The sequence below is a fragment of the Undibacterium sp. 5I1 genome (genome assembly GCF_034314085.1).
Classification (GTDB): Bacteria; Pseudomonadota; Gammaproteobacteria; order Burkholderiales; family Burkholderiaceae_D; genus Undibacterium.
In genome coordinates, this window is the sequence record NZ_JAVIWI010000001.1 from 3,732,243 (window position 1) to 3,748,785 (window position 16,543).

Sequence of the window (16,543 nt, forward strand, 5' to 3'; positions counted from 1 at the left end):
TTATCTTTTTGAGGTTTGGTACAACCCCTGTATTGAATCTGAAATTGAATCTGAAATTGGATTTAAATTGCGGCAGACTCTGGCACCGATACCGCTTTAAATTCTACCCAAAAGCTACTCCCTTTGCCTTCGGTAGTCGTAAATCCCAGTCGCCCATGCATTTTCTCTACTAAAGTTTTGGTGATGGGAAGTCCTAAACCGGTACCACCTTGTTGCCGCGTATCGGTACCATCGGCCTGGGTAAAAGGCTCAAACAAATGCGCTTGAAATGCCTTCGGTATACCGGGGCCATGATCGCTGACTTCGATGCGGTAGCTATGACCGCTGTCTCCGCCAACGTCTGCCAGAGATTGATGCAATAAACGGATTTGCACTGCCTCACCTTCAGGAGAAAATTTGGCGGCATTGGACAACAGGTTTGCCATAATTTGCATCAGGCGGTCATGGTCGGCCAAGATCCATGCGCTGCTGACATCAGTGCTAAATTGCAGGCTGACTTTAAGCGATAAGGCATAGGCCGCATTGGCTTCTATTGCGCTGTTAATGAGTGCGAGCAAATCGATAGGTTCTTCTTTAAAACGCATTTTTCCGGACACCAGTTTGTCCATGTCCAGAATGTCGTTGACTAAACCGATCAGGCGACAGCTATTGCTGTGCGCGATTTTAATCAGTTGCGCCGCTTTTGCTGGCAAGACGCCAGCCACGCCTGCATCCAGCAACCCCAAGGAACCGCGGATAGATGTCAGCGGTGTCCGCAACTCGTGACTGACGACAGAGATAAATTCAGACTTCAGTTTGTTAATGCGATGCCGTTCGCTGATGTCTTCCAGCATCCAGACTGCTCCGCGCACATAATTTTCTGCCGGTAGGGCGCGCCCTGCTATACGTGCCAAAAACGTTTCTCCGGTAATTCTTTTTACCGTCCATTCCAGCTCTACCCGTTCGTCCGCGATTAACTGCGGTATGACGCGCTGGCCAAAGGCTTGATAATCATCTTCACCGCAGTACAAGAAGCTGGTTTTAACGCCGATCATCGCTTGTGCATCTGGAAAATTACACAGTTCTGCCAGCGCCTGATTAGCAAGAATAATCACACCGTCGCTGACAAACATAATGCCCACAGGAGCGTTGTTGATCAAAATATCTAACTCACGCGCCAGCAGTTTGTAGCGGTCTTTACTGGCTTGCAGTAATTCTTGATTGATGCGCAAAGTCTCTTCGCTGACTTTTTGCTCGGTAATATCAATATGCGTGCCTTGCATGCGCAAGGCGTGACCCTGCTTATCGCGCTCCACCACCCGACCGCGTGACATGATCCACTTCCACTCACCGGACTTCGTTCTTTGGCGGAATTCAGCATGGTAATCCGTGAGCGGAATACTTTTACCTTGCGCATCAAATTGCTCTGGTGCGCGTAAGTGGTTACGCAAGGCTTGCTTGAGTTGTGAGATGTCTTCAGGATGTACCCCGACCTGAGCGAAGTTGCCCCAGAGCTGTTGAAATTCTGCATATTCCTCCGGCTCATAGCCCAGCATTCTGGCGTACTCAATACTGAATTTAGTTTCGCCGGTTTGCACATTCACATCGTACAAACCCTGATTCGCCGCCTCCAGAATTAAGCGTATTTGTAGCTCGGCATTTTGCGCGCGCTGCTCTGCTTGTTTGCGCTCGGTAATGTCATTGAGGTAGCCATGCCAGAGTATGCTGCCATCGCTTAATTTTTCTGGCGTTGCGTCGCCGACGTACCAGCGCTCTTCTTCAACCACGCCAATTACCCGATATTCTTGATGCCAAGGGGTGAGCATAGTGGCAGAAATATGCCCCGCCTCTCGCATTTTCGCCAGATCATCCGGATGTATTTTGGCAATTACGATGCTGGCGTCGTAACGAATTTGTTCCGCAGTTACGCCATAAATAGCGGTGACTGCATCACTGACATAAGGATAACAACTACGCCCATCTGGAAAGCGCTGATATTGATAAAACATACCCGGCAGCTGCTGGGAAAAATTAGACAACAAGGTATGACTTTGTTTGAGCTGATCAGTCAGGCGGTGATTCTCGGTGATATCGCTGACCAGACCGATCATGCGCGCCGGCTGACCATCTATCGTACGTTCTACCAGCGTACCGCGAGAGCGTAACCACTTCCAGTTACCATCACGGCATCGCAGGCGATGCTCGTGTTCGTATTGAGGAATTTCACCCTCCAGATATAACCTGGTCGCACGCATGGCTTCTTGCGCATCATCGGGATGCAGCCGGTCTATCCATTCATTGATGTGATTGCCCAGCTCGTGTTCGGCATAACCCAGAATCTGTTTATAACTACGGGAAAAAAATGCCTCGTTAGTGAGTAAATTCCAATCCCATAAACTATCGCCCACTGCCTCCAGCAAAGTCCGCAATGAACTCGCGCTCACCAGTACACCGGTTTGTAACGATGTGCTGGTGGCGTTGGCGGCGGCCTCGCTTGATTCTGACAACGGGTTCAGACGATTGGGCATAGTGAGTTGAGTAAGGAATCAAGTAACGCAGTCAGTCGTTTAAGGTGCCAACTAAGCTGTCATTTCAGGCGCTAATAAAACGTATTTGTCTTTGAGTTGCCAGACAAATTCAAATACGATTTAGTTTGAAACCTGATTAAAAAAATCGTAAATGCCTTGGTCGCTCATCTTGCGCGCATTCGACAATTCGCCGCCTTTGCTCGCATACACCAGGCTGTTGTCAGCCTTTAAAACTAATGCCGCAGGAATACCTTTTTTGATCGGATTTTCGTACTGTTTTGCGATCTCCAGATTTTTATCAAATTGACCTACATCCACTTTGACCAATACAAATTTACTGGCGATCAGTGCGGCATTTTGACCTTTGATCGATTTGTCCAGTTCTAAACAATCTTTGCACCAGTTAGCGCCAAAAATCACCAGCACTTTTTTATTTGTCGCCTGCGCTGTTGCCAGAGCTTTGTTAATGTTGGCCTGCGCATCGGCGGTTTCGTCATAGGGTTGATAAGTGGCAGCAGCGCTGACGCCAAGCGTAGCAAAAGACAGGCTGAGACCAAAACAAAATGCGAGTAATTTTTTCATGAGAGTCCTCTAATAGCACTGCAAAATTAGCGAGGCCAGCTACATCAGCGAAACCAGCCTAACAGAGCAGCTTGAATTGATTAAATTAATTGAACTAAATAGACAGGATCAGCAAAGCTCTCCGGTGAGACATCATGACGCAAATACCAGAATTTGTCATGGACAGGATAGACGCTGAAACAATTATGGTAGATGCTTAAAATTACAGCAACTTAAAGCGCTGACTTAGAGCAAAGATAGATGCTGTTTTGTATGCGAGTACGTTGATAGCAGGCTCACTCAAATACTGATTTTATATACTGATATTACATACTGATTTTATATACAGTATTTTCTTTTAAATGGATTAAAATACCTCAACGCTTGTCAGCAATAATCTCAGTAACAGCTTCAGTCATCACTTCGATAACATCATGTCCACCGCCCAGCGAAAAATTATCCATTGCGACTGTGATTGCTTCTATGCCGCGATAGAAATGCGGGACGATCCGCGTTTGCGCGATAAGCCGCTGGCTGTTGGTGGCAGAGCAGATCAGCGTGGTGTGGTGGCGACGTGCAATTACGAGGCGCGGCGCTTTGGTGTGCGCTCAGCCATGCCGACCTCGTTAGCATTACGGCGCTGTCCTGATTTAATCGTTCTGCCACCAACCATGGAGAAATACCGTATCGCGTCTAAAGCGATTTTGGCGATTTATCGTGACTACACCGACTTGGTCGAACCTTTATCACTGGATGAAGCGTATCTGGATGTGAGCGATTGCACGCAGCACAAAGGGAGTGCGACCCTGATTGCGCAAGAGATACGGGTGCGGATTGCAGCCACGGTGGGCATCACAGCCTCCGCCGGTGTGGCGGCGAATAAATTTCTCGCCAAAATCGCCAGCGACTGGAATAAGCCAGACGGTCAGTTTGTGGTCTTGCCAGAAGACGCAGATAGCTTTGTGGCAGAACTACCAGTCGCTAAATTATTTGGTGTGGGCAAAGTCACGGCGGCTAAATTGCATGGCCTTGGTGTGCAATATTGCCGCGATTTGCGCAGCTGGTCTTTACCCGATTTGCAGCAACACTTTGGCAAGCTTGGCTATAACTTGTACCTGCTTTGTCGTGGCATTGATCATCGTAGTGTTTGTCCGGACAGCGAGCGAAAATCAGTCAGCGTAGAAGAAACCTACGCCCAGGATTTGCCCGATCTGGCGGCTTGTCAGACGGAGTTGCCTGCCTTGTTTGCGATGTTGGTAGCGAGGATGAAGCGTGTACAAGCGGAGGATTACATACACAAGTTATACGTCAAAATCCGCTTTGCCGATTTCCACCAGACTACCGCAGAATGTCGTGGCAGCAGCTTGGACGAAAGTAGTTTTGTCAGCTTGTTAGAGACCGCATTTGCACGCGGCCAACAACCCGTTCGCTTGCTTGGGCTGGGTACCCGTTTAAGTGGCACGGAGCAAGCGTCAACGGCGGAGCAGCAATTGGTTTTGTTTGCGAGTTAAGTCCTGTCTTTGAGTCGTAGAGAGATAAAACAACATTTCTTTTTTAATTTTCTGTGAGAAGGTTTATCGCCTTTTCTAACACTATGTCATCGCCAGAAATCGCATCTTCTATCGTTGATTTATAAGGGAGAGTGGGAATGATTCCAATACCGTGGAATTGAGACCCATCTTGTTTCAAGACTTGCATCCCAGTCCAAAAAACTTTATATCCTCCTGGAAGAGGCAAGCAACTAATATTTCCATTCGAGCCTGCAGTCCGTGTGCCTATGATTTCACCCAGTTTGTAGTGCTCTACGATAGTCATCAAGGTTTCTGCAGCACTGATCGTATTACCGCTTATCAAAAAAACTAATTTGGCATTGATATAGGGCGCTTGAGGTTGAAGAGCTTTTCCAATGCGCTCCCATTGCCAATGATCCCGATCAGCTCCACTGATGACAGGGACATTGAATAACGGTACCTCTAGTGGCCTTTTTGTAAAATGTTTTAAGAAATTGCTATTGCCATTCACATAATTTCGGACATCAAAAATGATCCCTTTGAAGTTATTTTTTTGGGCAATCAATTGTTCAATATCTTTGCCATCCGCTCTGTCGATATCTACATACCAAATACCGCTTTTCAATTGTTGCATCGCTCCTAATGGATTTTTTTCTCTTAAATTGACCACAGGCGTATCACGAAGGAAAGTCTTTGTTTGCTTGAATCCTTTTAGGTCTCGGTAGCTCATTTCTAAGAGGGAATTTTCTTCCCCTGTGAGCAGCTCGACAGATAAGATTTCGGCCTGCATGGTGTCTGTTGCGGACATGTTTTCTGTATTTATTTCTGACAACCTGTGTGCAATTGGCAAACCATTTAAATGCGTAATTTGGCTTCCAAAGGGAATTAATGGTTGATTGCCTGGAGTTAGGCGGGACCTTGAAACCACCGGTACACCATCGATCATTTTTATTTTGATAAAAGGTGAAAAGCATCAAGCTCCCTCGGACCTGTGACACGCGCATGTCCATCGTGCAATGCGGAAGTAAAGCGCATTAGGGTGTGGGTAAATGCTTTTTCATCTTTATCGCTTGAGGCGGATAACAAGAGTGCGTCCAATTCCTTATTCCAGTCGATTTTAATGATGTCGGAATACGGATAGAAATAACGTAACGCACTCCATATTTGTATAGCATTCCCTAACCTTGTGATTCGGTCATTTCCACTGAAATCTGGGACTATATTTTTCAACTGATAGTCAACTCGATTCAAACCATTCTCTGGTTCAACTTTGGGAATGGTTTCATGATTTTTAGTTGAAAATACGAGATCAGGCATCCACAGTGTAACTTGCCCTCCTAGCTCAATTTTATTGAGTTGAACCACATTACCTTGCAATGAGACATCATCAGTAAGTTGTTTACTAAGTTTTTCATACACGCGATCACTGTGATAAAAATAGTCGCGTTGAGCGAGGCCGTGATGTACCCATTGAACCCTGAAGTGAGCATCTGTTGGTTGCAATAAGTTCTCGGGAATTTCAACGCTGGTAAGCCACTGTGTGGTCGGAGCGTAGGGAATAAATAAGTTTTTTAAAGCATTTGCCAACTCGGCATCTGACTTAGCAAGTTCCACCGACAGAACTGCTTTCTGAATAAATTTATTCCAGTCCAACTTGGTCAATGCATCAGTAGCATGGAAATATCGTATATAACCAACGGCCTTACTCAGCGCGCGCAAATTGTCCAGTTCGATGGCACTCAATGCTCTGCTGCCTGGATCGCTGATATTGGATTTTGCGACATCGCTGACCTCATGTACTTCTAAGTTGGCGAACCAGATTTCCCCCTTTGTATCGGAGTCGGCACCAAATCTCAGCTGATATGCCGCCCTGTCGACGGCAATACTTGCGCAGGCTCTTTGCCAAGTTGGCTGCAATGGCAAACTATAGGTCGCTGCGGCTCGCAAAGTATTGCGTGGTATATCTGTGCGTATCCAGAAGCCGGATTTGGCGACTTGCTTGAAGTTGGCTTTTACATCTCCGCAAATTTCTACAATTTTTCCACGCCATGGTCTGGCATCCACTTCTTGAGCAAGCGAGATGGTTTGACCGTGCTCGTTATTCTCTAGCAGTAAGATTTTGTCTTTATTTGATGAGCGGCGATCGGCTTGTAATTTAACAGACGTGCTTTTGCCTTCGATGTCCCAGGTTTCATTCAGTTTTCCTGATCGAGCGTCTGATTCAAATTTCAATGTAATTGGTGCGTTTTTAGGTACAGGCCGTGAATTTTCGTCGCTGTCAGTAGCATAAGCAAAAGCGCAGATAGAACAGATCGCAGCAAAGGTAAATATATTTTTCAATAAGTGCATAGGTCTAATTTTTTATAGCTTGGTATTGGACTGTCAGATTTTTTAAAGTGGTAAAAATGCGTATTCGCTGCCTTTATCGAGGCTGCTCAAATAAAGGAAAACCCGAAAATTATAAAATACAAAAACAGGAAGCCGAATACCGGTTCACTTAATAAGGCTGACTGACAGGACTGACGCAAAATTTACCCGGATGCGCGGCTAAGTCTCGCCACAACAATGTTGTGTAAGTTTTGTTTAAGGTGAGTCTTTAAATATACTCCCAATTAGTATATTTTATTGCCCATATAATCATTGGGCGATAGGCTGTTTTTCATGGAAAACGGGGGGGAGTATATTGAATCTATGAAGGTATAAGCAAAGTAAGAGGCCTCAACATTGCCATAAAGATTAAAAAAATAAAATTAGGCGATTTAGATATAAGCGTGTATATTCCAATTCGTACTTGCATCAAGTCGTTATATTGTTGGTCCCAAATCTGCATGGCTGTTGTTCTTCTAGTCGTTCTGTTTTAATTCCTCCGGTTTCATCTCTTGGTTTCAAGTGCCTATCAGGCAATGTCGCCTATTTACAATTGAAGGAAAAAAACATGAGTACTCAAACAGGTATAGTCAAATGGTTCAACGATGCTAAAGGCTTCGGCTTTATCACTCCTGATGCTGGTGGTCCAGATTTATTCGCCCATTTCCAAGACATCCAATCTTCTGGATTTAAGAGTCTGACGGAAAATCAACGCGTTTCTTACGAAGCAGCTGTTGGTCCAAAAGGCGATAAAGCAGGCAATATCCAAATTCTCTCTTAATTGAGTAGATCGACGCTTAAGTATTGGTGAGTTGTCGATTCTGAATTAGCTTTATGTGTTGTGGTTTGTTTTTTTCTTAAATACCGGCCGCTGGCACCACGCAGATAGCATGGGTTGGCGGTAAGAGAAAATATCATCAGCAAGACAAAAACTTCACAAGTCAGAAAATCACCATCAGGTTTATTTTTTGACGCATAGATGAATTCTGACCGGTCAGTGGCACCACGCAGATAGCATGGGTTGTTGGGAAATGGTCTAATACATTCGTGTTTATCACCGTAGCGAGAAGATTCACCAGGCATCTGCCAGTATCTTCTGCGGCGAGCATCAACTCTAACCGGCCAGCGTATTGTTTACTCAATGCACTTGGAAAATGGCTTAGTTGATTTGTGAAGAAAAAACATTCGTTCGACTTGAAAACATGTCCATCAGGAGATGTTGGAGCAGTAAAAACGACTCATCCCACCAGGGGCACCGCGCAGATAGCACGGGTTGTTGGTTTAGTCAGTGGCACCACGCAGATAGCATGGGTTATTGATGATGATATTGAGGATAGTGAGTCGCAGCAATGAATGGTAAGCCCGCTTTTGGCGGGCTTTTTGCGTTAACGACGACGATAACATTGGCGTCATGGTCATCTTTAATAAACGAGATAATTAGCTACTGCAATCCCGCGCTCGGGCCAATTATTTCAAAAAGTCTTTGACTGCTGCAATGGTAGTCACCGGATCTTCTTCTTGCGGCACATGTCCTAATTGATCAAACATGACCAGCTTGCTAGCGGCAATATCATGATGGAATCGCTCTGCGTTATCTGGTGGAATTAACTTATCTTTGCCGCCCCAAAGTATTAGCGTTGGCAGCTTAATGGTTTTAATTTTATCGGCAGTACGTCCCGCATCCAATTGTGTAAAACGCAAACCTAGAGCATGGCGATTACCAGCCCCTAAAGTCATCGCCTCGTATCTGTCTACCAACGCTGGCGTGACTTTATCTGGATTGCCATATACATTTTTGACGCTGCTTTCCATCAAATTCCGTGGCAAGGTATGTTGCATCACCCAAGCCATTTCTGGCATGCGCGCGATCTTAAAACCTACCGGAATCGCCGCCGGTGTGAAGGGATATCCGGCAGCATCTACTAAGATGAGTTTATCAATCCGTGCTGGTGCAGCGGCTGCAACTTGCCAGGCGATTTCACCACCCAGAGAGTTACCACCCAAGACCACACGTGACAATTGCAGCTTATCCATCAGGTTCAGAATAAATTGGGTGTAAGCAGCGTTGCTATAGTCGTTTTGCGTATTTGGTCCCGTCAGACCAAAGCCAGGAATATCCATCGTAATGACGCGATGCTGCTCTTTTAATGCAGCAACCCAAGGCTCCCAGGTATGCAAGCTTGATGAGGTGCCATGAATCAGCATAATCGGCACCGGATCATTCCTTAGCCCCTCATCCCGCAGATGTACCGACAAACCTTTGACATCGATAAATTGGGATGGCGCGGGCGCCCATTGTGTCGTCAACTCGCTTAAAGGTTTATCGGGCGCCCAGGTCAATACGATCATCAGGCAACTTGCGCCAATAACAAATAAGACCAGACATAAAAAGCTGAGAATGACACGTTTGCTGATACTCATGTTGAGGTACTTTCTGTGATTTGAATATGACTATTGACCTTCAGTATTTACTCAAGTGTTTGCTGAAACAATTTACTGAAATAAGCTGCCTAGTTCATTTTTTATACAATCTTTTTATGCATACGTGCCAGCGGTGCATGAATACCACCAGGTAAATCTAAGCCAAAACGTTCGTACACCTCAAAGCCTGAAGCGCGGTATAAAGGTTCACCTGGCATAGTGGACGCTAGTTCTAATGCGGTGAAACCTGCAGCGCGTGCTTGCTCTGTGCAATGTCGCATCTGCATGCTGCCAAGGCCGCGACGGGCGGCAGAAGGATCGACGAAAAAAGCACGGATGCGTGCCGGATCAATGGCAGGATCAAGTAAATTATCGACCCCTTGTTTGGCTTGATCACCGCCAAACAAGGTATTACGTTTGCTCCATCCGCCACAGGCCAGTAGCCTGGGTTTTATCTCAGGCTGTTCCACATTGACTACCTCTTCCTCAATGGCAAAATAGGTTTGATCTGCGATCAATTGCGTATCCACGCCGAACACATATTGCAACAAGCCCCGTGCTTGTTCCGGTGTATAAAAAGAGACGCTTAAATCAATCGCAGAGCGCGCGATCAGTGCTTGCATAGCAGCAATATCGGCATAATGGGCAAGGCGCAACCTAGGCATGATGATCTCGTCGTGGGGATAATGGCGTAATTGATTTTAACAATAAAATAGCGCCACAAAATTGCTTGGCAATAAAAAACGCCGCTGTCATTGCGGCGTTTTTTTGAATATCAATTGGTTGCCTTCAAAGCTTACTTTAAACCTTACTTTGCAGCTTCTTTTTCCTGCAATGCGCGCCACATGACTTTGCCGGTTCCCGACTTTGGCAGAGTATCTACAAATTCGACAAACTTCGGTACTTTATAGGCGGCCATTTTTTCATGCGCCCACGCCATGATGTCTTCACCAGTCACATCCGTGCCGGGTTTTTTGACGACGATCGCTTTAACGGTTTCACCACGATATGCATCACGCGCAGCAATAATGCAGCATTCTTGAATGGCGGGATGTTGATACATCATCGACTCGACTTCCGCAGGCCAGACTTTAAAACCGCTGGCGTTAATCATGCGTTTTAGACGATCAGTGAAAAAGAAAAATCCTTCATCGTCCATATAACCCAAGTCGCCGCTACGGAAGAAACGTACTCCATCCAGTTCAGCAAACGAATCGGCAGTTTTTTGCGGATCGTTCCAATAACCTTGGAATACATGTGGACCGTTGATCCAGATCTCGCCGGTTTCACCCTGTTTAACTTCTTTCAAGGTGGTAGGGTCAACGATGCGCGAATCGGTGCTGAAATGCGGAATTCCCAGACATTGCTGCTTCATACGTTGCGGTGGATTGAGGTGCGATGGCGCCATAGTTTCGGACAAGCCATAACCTTCCATATATACCTGACCGGATAATTCCAGTAGCTTTTGTGCGATCGCTGCAGGCATTGCAGCACCGCCGCCAGAGACGCGGTTTAACCCGGAGATATCGTATTCTGCCAGACGTGGATTGGACAAAAAATCGATCATCATTGATGGCACTACCGTCCAGTTAGTGACTTTGTAGCGGGTGATTAATTGACCAGCAACATCTTTGTCCCAGCGTGGCAAAATCACCAGACTGCCGCCACAAAAAATCATGCTGTTCATGACTGACTGCATGCCTGTCACATGGAAAAACGGCAGTACCGCCAGGGCAACATGGTTTGGTAGCACTGAGCCTGACCATACAGGACTGGCAGCCGCATTAAACATCACCGAGCGATGAGTGTGGATACAGCCTTTAGGTTTACCCGTCGTACCCGAGGTATAAGGCATGCAGGCAAGATCGTCGGAGCTAGCTAGATGAGCGCCCGGTGTTTGTTGAGCAGCGACAGCGTCTTTCCACGTCACTACACCCGCTTGCACCGGCACGTCGCGCGGCGCGCGCACAAAATCTGGCACGCTTAAGCTGGTTTCTTTGGTCAGATGATCGGAATAAGTAGCGACAATAGCGTGCTGCAAGCCCGTAGTGCCAACCAATGGCAACATACGAGAGAAAATTTCTTGCGATGCCAATGCAACTTTTGCACCGCTATCCGCAATGTAATGCGATAACTCGTCGGTCATCAGCATAGGATTGACTGGCACCACCATCGCATCGGCGCGCATGATGGCGTAATAGGCAATAATAAATTGTGGCGAATTCTGCATATCCAGCAATACCCGGTCGCCGCGCTGCACACCGCATACTTGCTGCAAATAGCCTGCCAGCGCCAAGACTTCCGCATGCAACTCGGCATACGTCAAGATGCTGTCATAGAAAATAATCGCTGGCTTATTCGGATAACGCTGCGCCGAGATTTGCAGGTTGGCATAGACGCTGGTCTCTGGTGCCGTTAAAAAATGCGGCAAGCCAGTCGGCCAATGGGCGTAGTGAGTTGTGTTCATACCTTGTCTCCGGTGTGATTGCTAATGTGAGGATATGCAATGAAATAATTATTATTTCATTAGAGTGCCACACCTAATTGATTTTTGCACGGTCGTTCGTAAATTTTTACAGACTGCTCTGATCATTACCTTTAAATTGTTAATTTTTGTATAAGTGCACAAAGAAGTGCCTGACGATTTTTAATTTGTCGCCGCTAAAGCTACAATGAGGTGTACGTTCTTCTGTCTGCCTATACTTATTGGTATCTGACAAAGCGACATTGAGCTTTCTTTCGGGCTTCCTTTTAAACGGAGTTAATGTGTCTTCATTTTTTTACCGTTTTTCCCCATTCCTGCTTTGTGCTGTGTTTTGCACAGTCCTTTCGGCATGCGGTGGTGGTTCCACCACGGCTTCCGCCAGTTCTCCGGTTACGATTAGCGTGACTGGCCCTGCCAAAGTGATTACTGGTGATCCAATCACGTTTACTGCTCAAACCAATAGCAGTGCAGCGCCTATCAGTGCCATGTCCTGGCGTATCACCCCGCTGACTCTCGGTGCGAGCGCGCTTGCTGCCACTGGCAATACCGATTGTAAAACCGTCACAAAGAGTGCTTCTGGAAACGACTGGACCTGTGTATTACAAATCACGCCACCCGCCAAATTGACCGCTGATTACACGTATCAACTGACGGTAACGGTAGTCGATTCAAAAAATAATACTGCCAGTAGCAGCGCAAATTTAGTCGTCGGGCAAGAAGCCTCCGTCACACTCAACCCGGTCGCCATCGTAGGCGGTACGTCTAATGTGACATCGGGGAGTAAAGCAAGTTTAACTTGCACAGGTAGTGGCGGCACCTCCAACACTGGCTCATACGCTTATCAATGGGTAGTAAATGACGCAGCAGGACTTAGCCTCAACATCACCGCCCCGTCCAATGCAACGACGGATTTCACTGCACCCATCGTCACCACTGCCACCGTAGTAACACTGCAATGCCGGGTGACGGATGACAAACAAAAAACCGGAACTGCGCTACAGACCGTCACCATCAATCCCGTGGTCAAGCCAACGATTGTCCCTATTTCAACCAGCGGCGGGGTGGTACAAGCCGGTGCAATCGTCACTTTGGATGGTAGTAAAACGACGCGTTATGATGCCAACGGCAATCAGGTCACCACAGGCACAATTTATTTTTACTGGAAGCAAAAATCCGGCCCCACCGTCACCATCAGCAATCCCAATAGCAGCGTTGTCACGATCGCGTTACCAACGGACATTGTGACCAGAACTACCTTCCTGTTCACCCTTAACGCATCAAACGCGCCTATAGACTCCAACGGCAATTCGACCGAACCCGTGCAACAAGTCGATGTCTCTTATTTTGTAGATGCCCTGACACCGATAGTCTTGACATCTTATGTGCCTACCCAAACCATATCCTCCGGATACAGCGCCGTTCTATCGGCATCAGCCACCTCAGCAGCATCAGGGCATAACGTATATTTTAGCTGGACGCAAATATCCGGACCAAGCGTTGTACTGGCAAGTGCCAACTCCAGCAACGCGGGTTTTATTGCGCCTACCGTCACTGCCAAGACAATTTTGGTTTTTAGAGTCAGTGCTGGTTACCAGCCTATTGCCAGCGACAATCCCGGCACGGCCTCGCTTGATTTGATCGTTCAGGTAACGCCTTAGACGTCTTTACCAATAACTCATTACGACAATCCTTAATGCCGTAATGAGTTATTGGTTTGTCATCAATGGCTATACAAAATCAGCAGCTTCACATACAAAGAATGCTCAGTCCCTCAAGCCATGCTCACGCTGCCTTGTAAGAGTTTTAGTGGCGACAAAAATCTCTCGCAAAAAATAAATAAAACTACCGACGAGAGACAAAATACCGCACACAAACAAGACCGCTATCAGACTATCCAGGCGTAAATCGGTGGCATCGCCTGCGAACAAAGACGCGATCACCAGACAAACTAGCAGCCCGCAAGAAGTGCTCAGAGTGATAGCACGGTTGATCAGATGCGAGCGCTCATACAACTCGTTTAACTCCTCACGCAAACCTGGTTTTTGAGTGACATTCCCCTTTACCTGCAACATATCCTCCAGCACCCGAGACCGGTCAATAATCCGCGCCAGACGGTTAGTCAGTACGGTCAAATTAGTACCCACGCCAGTCAATAAAAAGACCGGAGCAATAGCAAGTTGAATGATATGGCTGACATCGCCCAGTTGTAGATTAATCAAGGTAGCTCCCTAGTTTTTATCGTGCTGAATTTTAGCAGCCTAAAACACACAATAGAGTATTAAACCAAGATTTTCCAATAGATCGCGACCACAACTTAGATGTATAGGTGATATGCGCAGATCAAAGGAATAATCCCATCGCAATTTGAGTGCGAATGCGAGTCCAACAGCGGCAGCGACAATTTCCCCCTTAGGTCATCAATAGGTCATAACTACGAATTACCATGACGCGTTTTTAACCTGTCATCTTATTCAAGGCCTTGTCATGCAAAACCCTGATCTTGTTCGTCGCTTCCCACGTCAACTTCCGCTAGTGTTGGCGATTAGTGCGGCGCTTGCGCTGGTTGCTTGCGGTGGTAGCAGTAACGACAACACTAGCAATTCTGTCCAGGCGGATGTGGCTTTGGTGGTGCCGTCAGCACCTGCTGATTTAGGTTTTGTTGATACTGCGCCGGTGCTGGCGTCGGTGCCGGCATTTGTAGATAATGTGGCGAGCAATCAGCGTGGTGATGCGCGCTATGCGACCTTGGATACCAATGCGGGTGTGCGCGTGCTGGCAGGTTTTAAAACTATCTGGCAACCGCTGACGGACATTGTGGATGCGGGTGTTTCTGCTCCGGCAGTTGGCAATTTTCCTGCTGTGATTCCGTCGGTCTGGACTGGCCTGCCAAATGATGGCACAGCGGGCGGTACGATTTTGAACAGTGCCGTACACAATGCCAATATCCAATATGTGGTGACGGCGACGACCGCGCGTACACCCGCGCAAGAGTTGGCAGCGTACCTAGATGATCGACGTGGCAAGGGTTATAGCGTCAGTGACGGTATGGGTCCGCTGACGACGGCCTGGCGCGCAGCGGCGCAGCAAACTACCAGTGTTACTGCAATTGCAGCGGATGCGACGACGGTTTTGTATAACGATACCGGGAATAATATCGGCGTCGGTGGCAGTGCCAATGCCGCATTTGGTAGCGTGGTCGATTTCATCAGCGCGATGAGTAACAATGGTTCTACCGAGCCGGCCAAGCGCTTTTATAAATATGCCCGGCCTTACCGCTGGAGCAGTAACGTCGTCGTTGTGCCTGCATTAGTTCCGGCAAAAAGCAGCACGCCGACGACTGATGGCGGTTTTACCAGTGGCCATTCAGCCGAGGCAACGCGTGACACCGTGGCGATGGCATATGCCGTCCCGGAACGTTTTCAAGAGATTCTGACGCGCGGTCTGGAGTTGGGTGAAAACCGGATTCTCGCTGGTATGCACTCGCCGCTGGACGTCATCAGCGGTCGCATGCAAGGCCAGGCAGTGGTCGCTGCCAATTTGGTCGACCCCGCCAACGCGACTAAAAAAGCCGCTGCCGTCGCGCAGGCGCACGCCACCTTGATGGCACAAACTAGTACCAGCAGCGATACCTTTAATGCCTTTGCTCATTCTGCTACGGTAGCCACCGATCGCTTTGCGGATTACGCGACGAACAAGGCAAATTACCTGCGCCGCATGACTTACAGCTTTGCACCAATTGCTGCAACCACTGCGCCTGCCGTGGTACCAAAAGGTGCGGAAGCTTTGCTGGAAACCCGCTTGCCGTACCTGAGCGATGTGCAACGCCGCGTCGTCTTAAAAACCACTGCGCTTGCATCCGGCTACCCTGTGATGGACGATGCAGAAGGTTGGGGACGCTTGAATTTGTTCGCGGCAGCAGATGGTTATGGCGTATTTACCGGCAATGTGGTGGTTGTGATGGACGCCAACCAGGGTGGTTTCAGCGCAATGGATAGCTGGCGCAACGATATCTCCGGCGCGGGTAAATTACTCAAGCAAGGCAGCGGCACCTTAAAACTGACAGGCAACAATAGCTGGACTGGCGGCACAGAATTGAACGCAGGCGTATTAGAGGCGGACTCCGTATCTGCCTTGGGCAAAGGCGATGTGTATGTCAGCGGCGGCACATTGGTGAGCAACGCCACAGGTGCAACTACCGTCTCTGGAAAATATACGCAGTTGGCTAACACCACTCTGGAGCTGGATTTGGGCAGCGGCCAGCAAGGCCGGTTTACCGCCACTGGCGTGATCACTATTGCTGGCGGCACCCTGCGTATTAAATTTCAAAACGGCTATAAACCAGCCGTCGGCGACACGCTGAACATTATCACCGCGGCAAGCTTTAAAGGTAAATTTACCAGCATCGTCGTCGATGGTTTTAGCGCGACACCGATTTATACCGACACGGGTTTGCAGTTACGTTTGGGTGCATAGTTGAGCGTTTAAGTGCTTAAGAAAATAGCCGGGCAGCATGTACGGATGGAAGCGGATAGCCGCGATTAGCGGATCGCCAAAAATTGAAGTAGGGTGCGCCATGCGCACCAATGATGGAAAACAAACGGCTTAAAATAAGGATATGCGGTGAAACGGTGCGCATGGCGCACTCTACAGATGTAAGTGCAATTGCGCGCGTCCGAGATGAGCATGCACAC

Annotated in this window: 14 protein-coding genes; 4 read left to right on the forward strand and 10 right to left on the reverse strand. The window is 47.7% G+C overall.

From position 1 onward, the window contains the following. Window positions 1–62: 62 nt before the first annotated feature. Together RGU72_RS16330 and RGU72_RS16335 are read right to left on the reverse strand one after the other, a co-directional pair. Entirely contained in the window at window positions 63–2,507 is a 2,445-nt protein-coding gene (locus tag RGU72_RS16330; protein WP_322120742.1) for a PAS domain-containing protein, read from the reverse strand. A 120-nt stretch (window positions 2,508–2,627) separates the two neighbouring features. Then, window positions 2,628–3,089: a thioredoxin family protein gene (locus RGU72_RS16335; RefSeq protein WP_322120743.1), complete on the reverse strand. Its 462-nt coding sequence runs from the start codon at window positions 3,087–3,089 to the stop codon at window positions 2,628–2,630. Between the two features lie 413 nt (window positions 3,090–3,502). Between RGU72_RS16335 and dinB the strand changes: the two genes are divergently transcribed. Next, window positions 3,503–4,579, forward strand: coding sequence for a DNA polymerase IV (gene dinB / locus RGU72_RS16340; protein WP_322120744.1), 1,077 nt, complete (start codon window positions 3,503–3,505; stop codon window positions 4,577–4,579). A 43-nt stretch (window positions 4,580–4,622) separates the two neighbouring features. Here the strand turns inward: dinB and RGU72_RS16345 are convergent, their stop codons facing one another. Both RGU72_RS16345 and RGU72_RS16350 read right to left on the reverse strand, forming a co-directional pair. Continuing rightward, complete coding sequence (locus RGU72_RS16345; protein ID WP_322120745.1) at window positions 4,623–5,525, reverse strand: S41 family peptidase; 903 nt, start codon at window positions 5,523–5,525, stop codon at window positions 4,623–4,625. A gap of 2 nt (window positions 5,526–5,527) precedes the next feature. Continuing rightward, window positions 5,528–6,928, reverse strand: coding sequence for a hypothetical protein (locus tag RGU72_RS16350; RefSeq protein WP_322120746.1), 1,401 nt, complete (start codon window positions 6,926–6,928; stop codon window positions 5,528–5,530). A gap of 586 nt (window positions 6,929–7,514) precedes the next feature. Between RGU72_RS16350 and RGU72_RS16355 the strand changes: the two genes are divergently transcribed. Beyond that, window positions 7,515–7,727 (forward strand): cold-shock protein, encoded by a 213-nt coding sequence (locus tag RGU72_RS16355; RefSeq protein WP_322120747.1) that lies wholly within the window; start codon window positions 7,515–7,517, stop codon window positions 7,725–7,727. Here the strand turns inward: RGU72_RS16355 and RGU72_RS16360 are convergent. The 4 genes from RGU72_RS16360 to RGU72_RS16375 form a co-directional block, all read right to left on the reverse strand. Beyond that, complete coding sequence (locus RGU72_RS16360) at window positions 7,724–8,029, reverse strand: hypothetical protein (protein ID WP_322120748.1); 306 nt, start codon at window positions 8,027–8,029, stop codon at window positions 7,724–7,726. The two genes, RGU72_RS16355 and RGU72_RS16360, sit on opposite strands and share 4 nt — an antisense overlap. Window positions 8,030–8,413: 384 nt before the next feature. Next, window positions 8,414–9,367 carry an alpha/beta hydrolase gene (locus tag RGU72_RS16365; RefSeq protein WP_322120749.1) on the reverse strand — a complete coding sequence of 318 codons (954 nt, stop codon included), beginning with the start codon at window positions 9,365–9,367 and terminating at the stop codon, window positions 8,414–8,416. Window positions 9,368–9,468: 101 nt separating this feature from the next. After that, window positions 9,469–10,032 carry a GNAT family N-acetyltransferase gene (locus tag RGU72_RS16370; RefSeq protein WP_322120750.1) on the reverse strand — a complete coding sequence of 188 codons (564 nt, stop codon included), beginning with the start codon at window positions 10,030–10,032 and terminating at the stop codon, window positions 9,469–9,471. Between the two features lie 143 nt (window positions 10,033–10,175). After that, window positions 10,176–11,834 (reverse strand): long-chain fatty acid--CoA ligase, encoded by a 1,659-nt coding sequence (locus RGU72_RS16375; protein WP_322120751.1) that lies wholly within the window; start codon window positions 11,832–11,834, stop codon window positions 10,176–10,178. A gap of 299 nt (window positions 11,835–12,133) precedes the next feature. On the opposite strand from RGU72_RS16375, the gene RGU72_RS16380 reads away from it, so the two are divergent. Next, complete coding sequence (locus RGU72_RS16380; RefSeq protein WP_322120752.1) at window positions 12,134–13,510, forward strand: hypothetical protein; 1,377 nt, start codon at window positions 12,134–12,136, stop codon at window positions 13,508–13,510. Between the two features lie 105 nt (window positions 13,511–13,615). Here the strand turns inward: RGU72_RS16380 and RGU72_RS16385 are convergent, their stop codons facing one another. Further along, entirely contained in the window at window positions 13,616–14,068 is a 453-nt protein-coding gene (locus RGU72_RS16385) for a DUF2721 domain-containing protein (RefSeq protein ID WP_322121664.1), read from the reverse strand. A gap of 268 nt (window positions 14,069–14,336) precedes the next feature. Between RGU72_RS16385 and RGU72_RS16390 the strand changes: the two genes are divergently transcribed. After that, window positions 14,337–16,325 (forward strand): phosphatase PAP2 family protein, encoded by a 1,989-nt coding sequence (locus RGU72_RS16390; RefSeq protein ID WP_322120753.1) that lies wholly within the window; start codon window positions 14,337–14,339, stop codon window positions 16,323–16,325. Window positions 16,326–16,341: 16 nt separating this feature from the next. On the opposite strand, the gene RGU72_RS16395 is transcribed toward RGU72_RS16390, so the two are convergent. Then, complete coding sequence (locus RGU72_RS16395; protein WP_322120754.1) at window positions 16,342–16,488, reverse strand: hypothetical protein; 147 nt, start codon at window positions 16,486–16,488, stop codon at window positions 16,342–16,344. Between the last annotated feature and the right edge of the window lie 55 nt (window positions 16,489–16,543).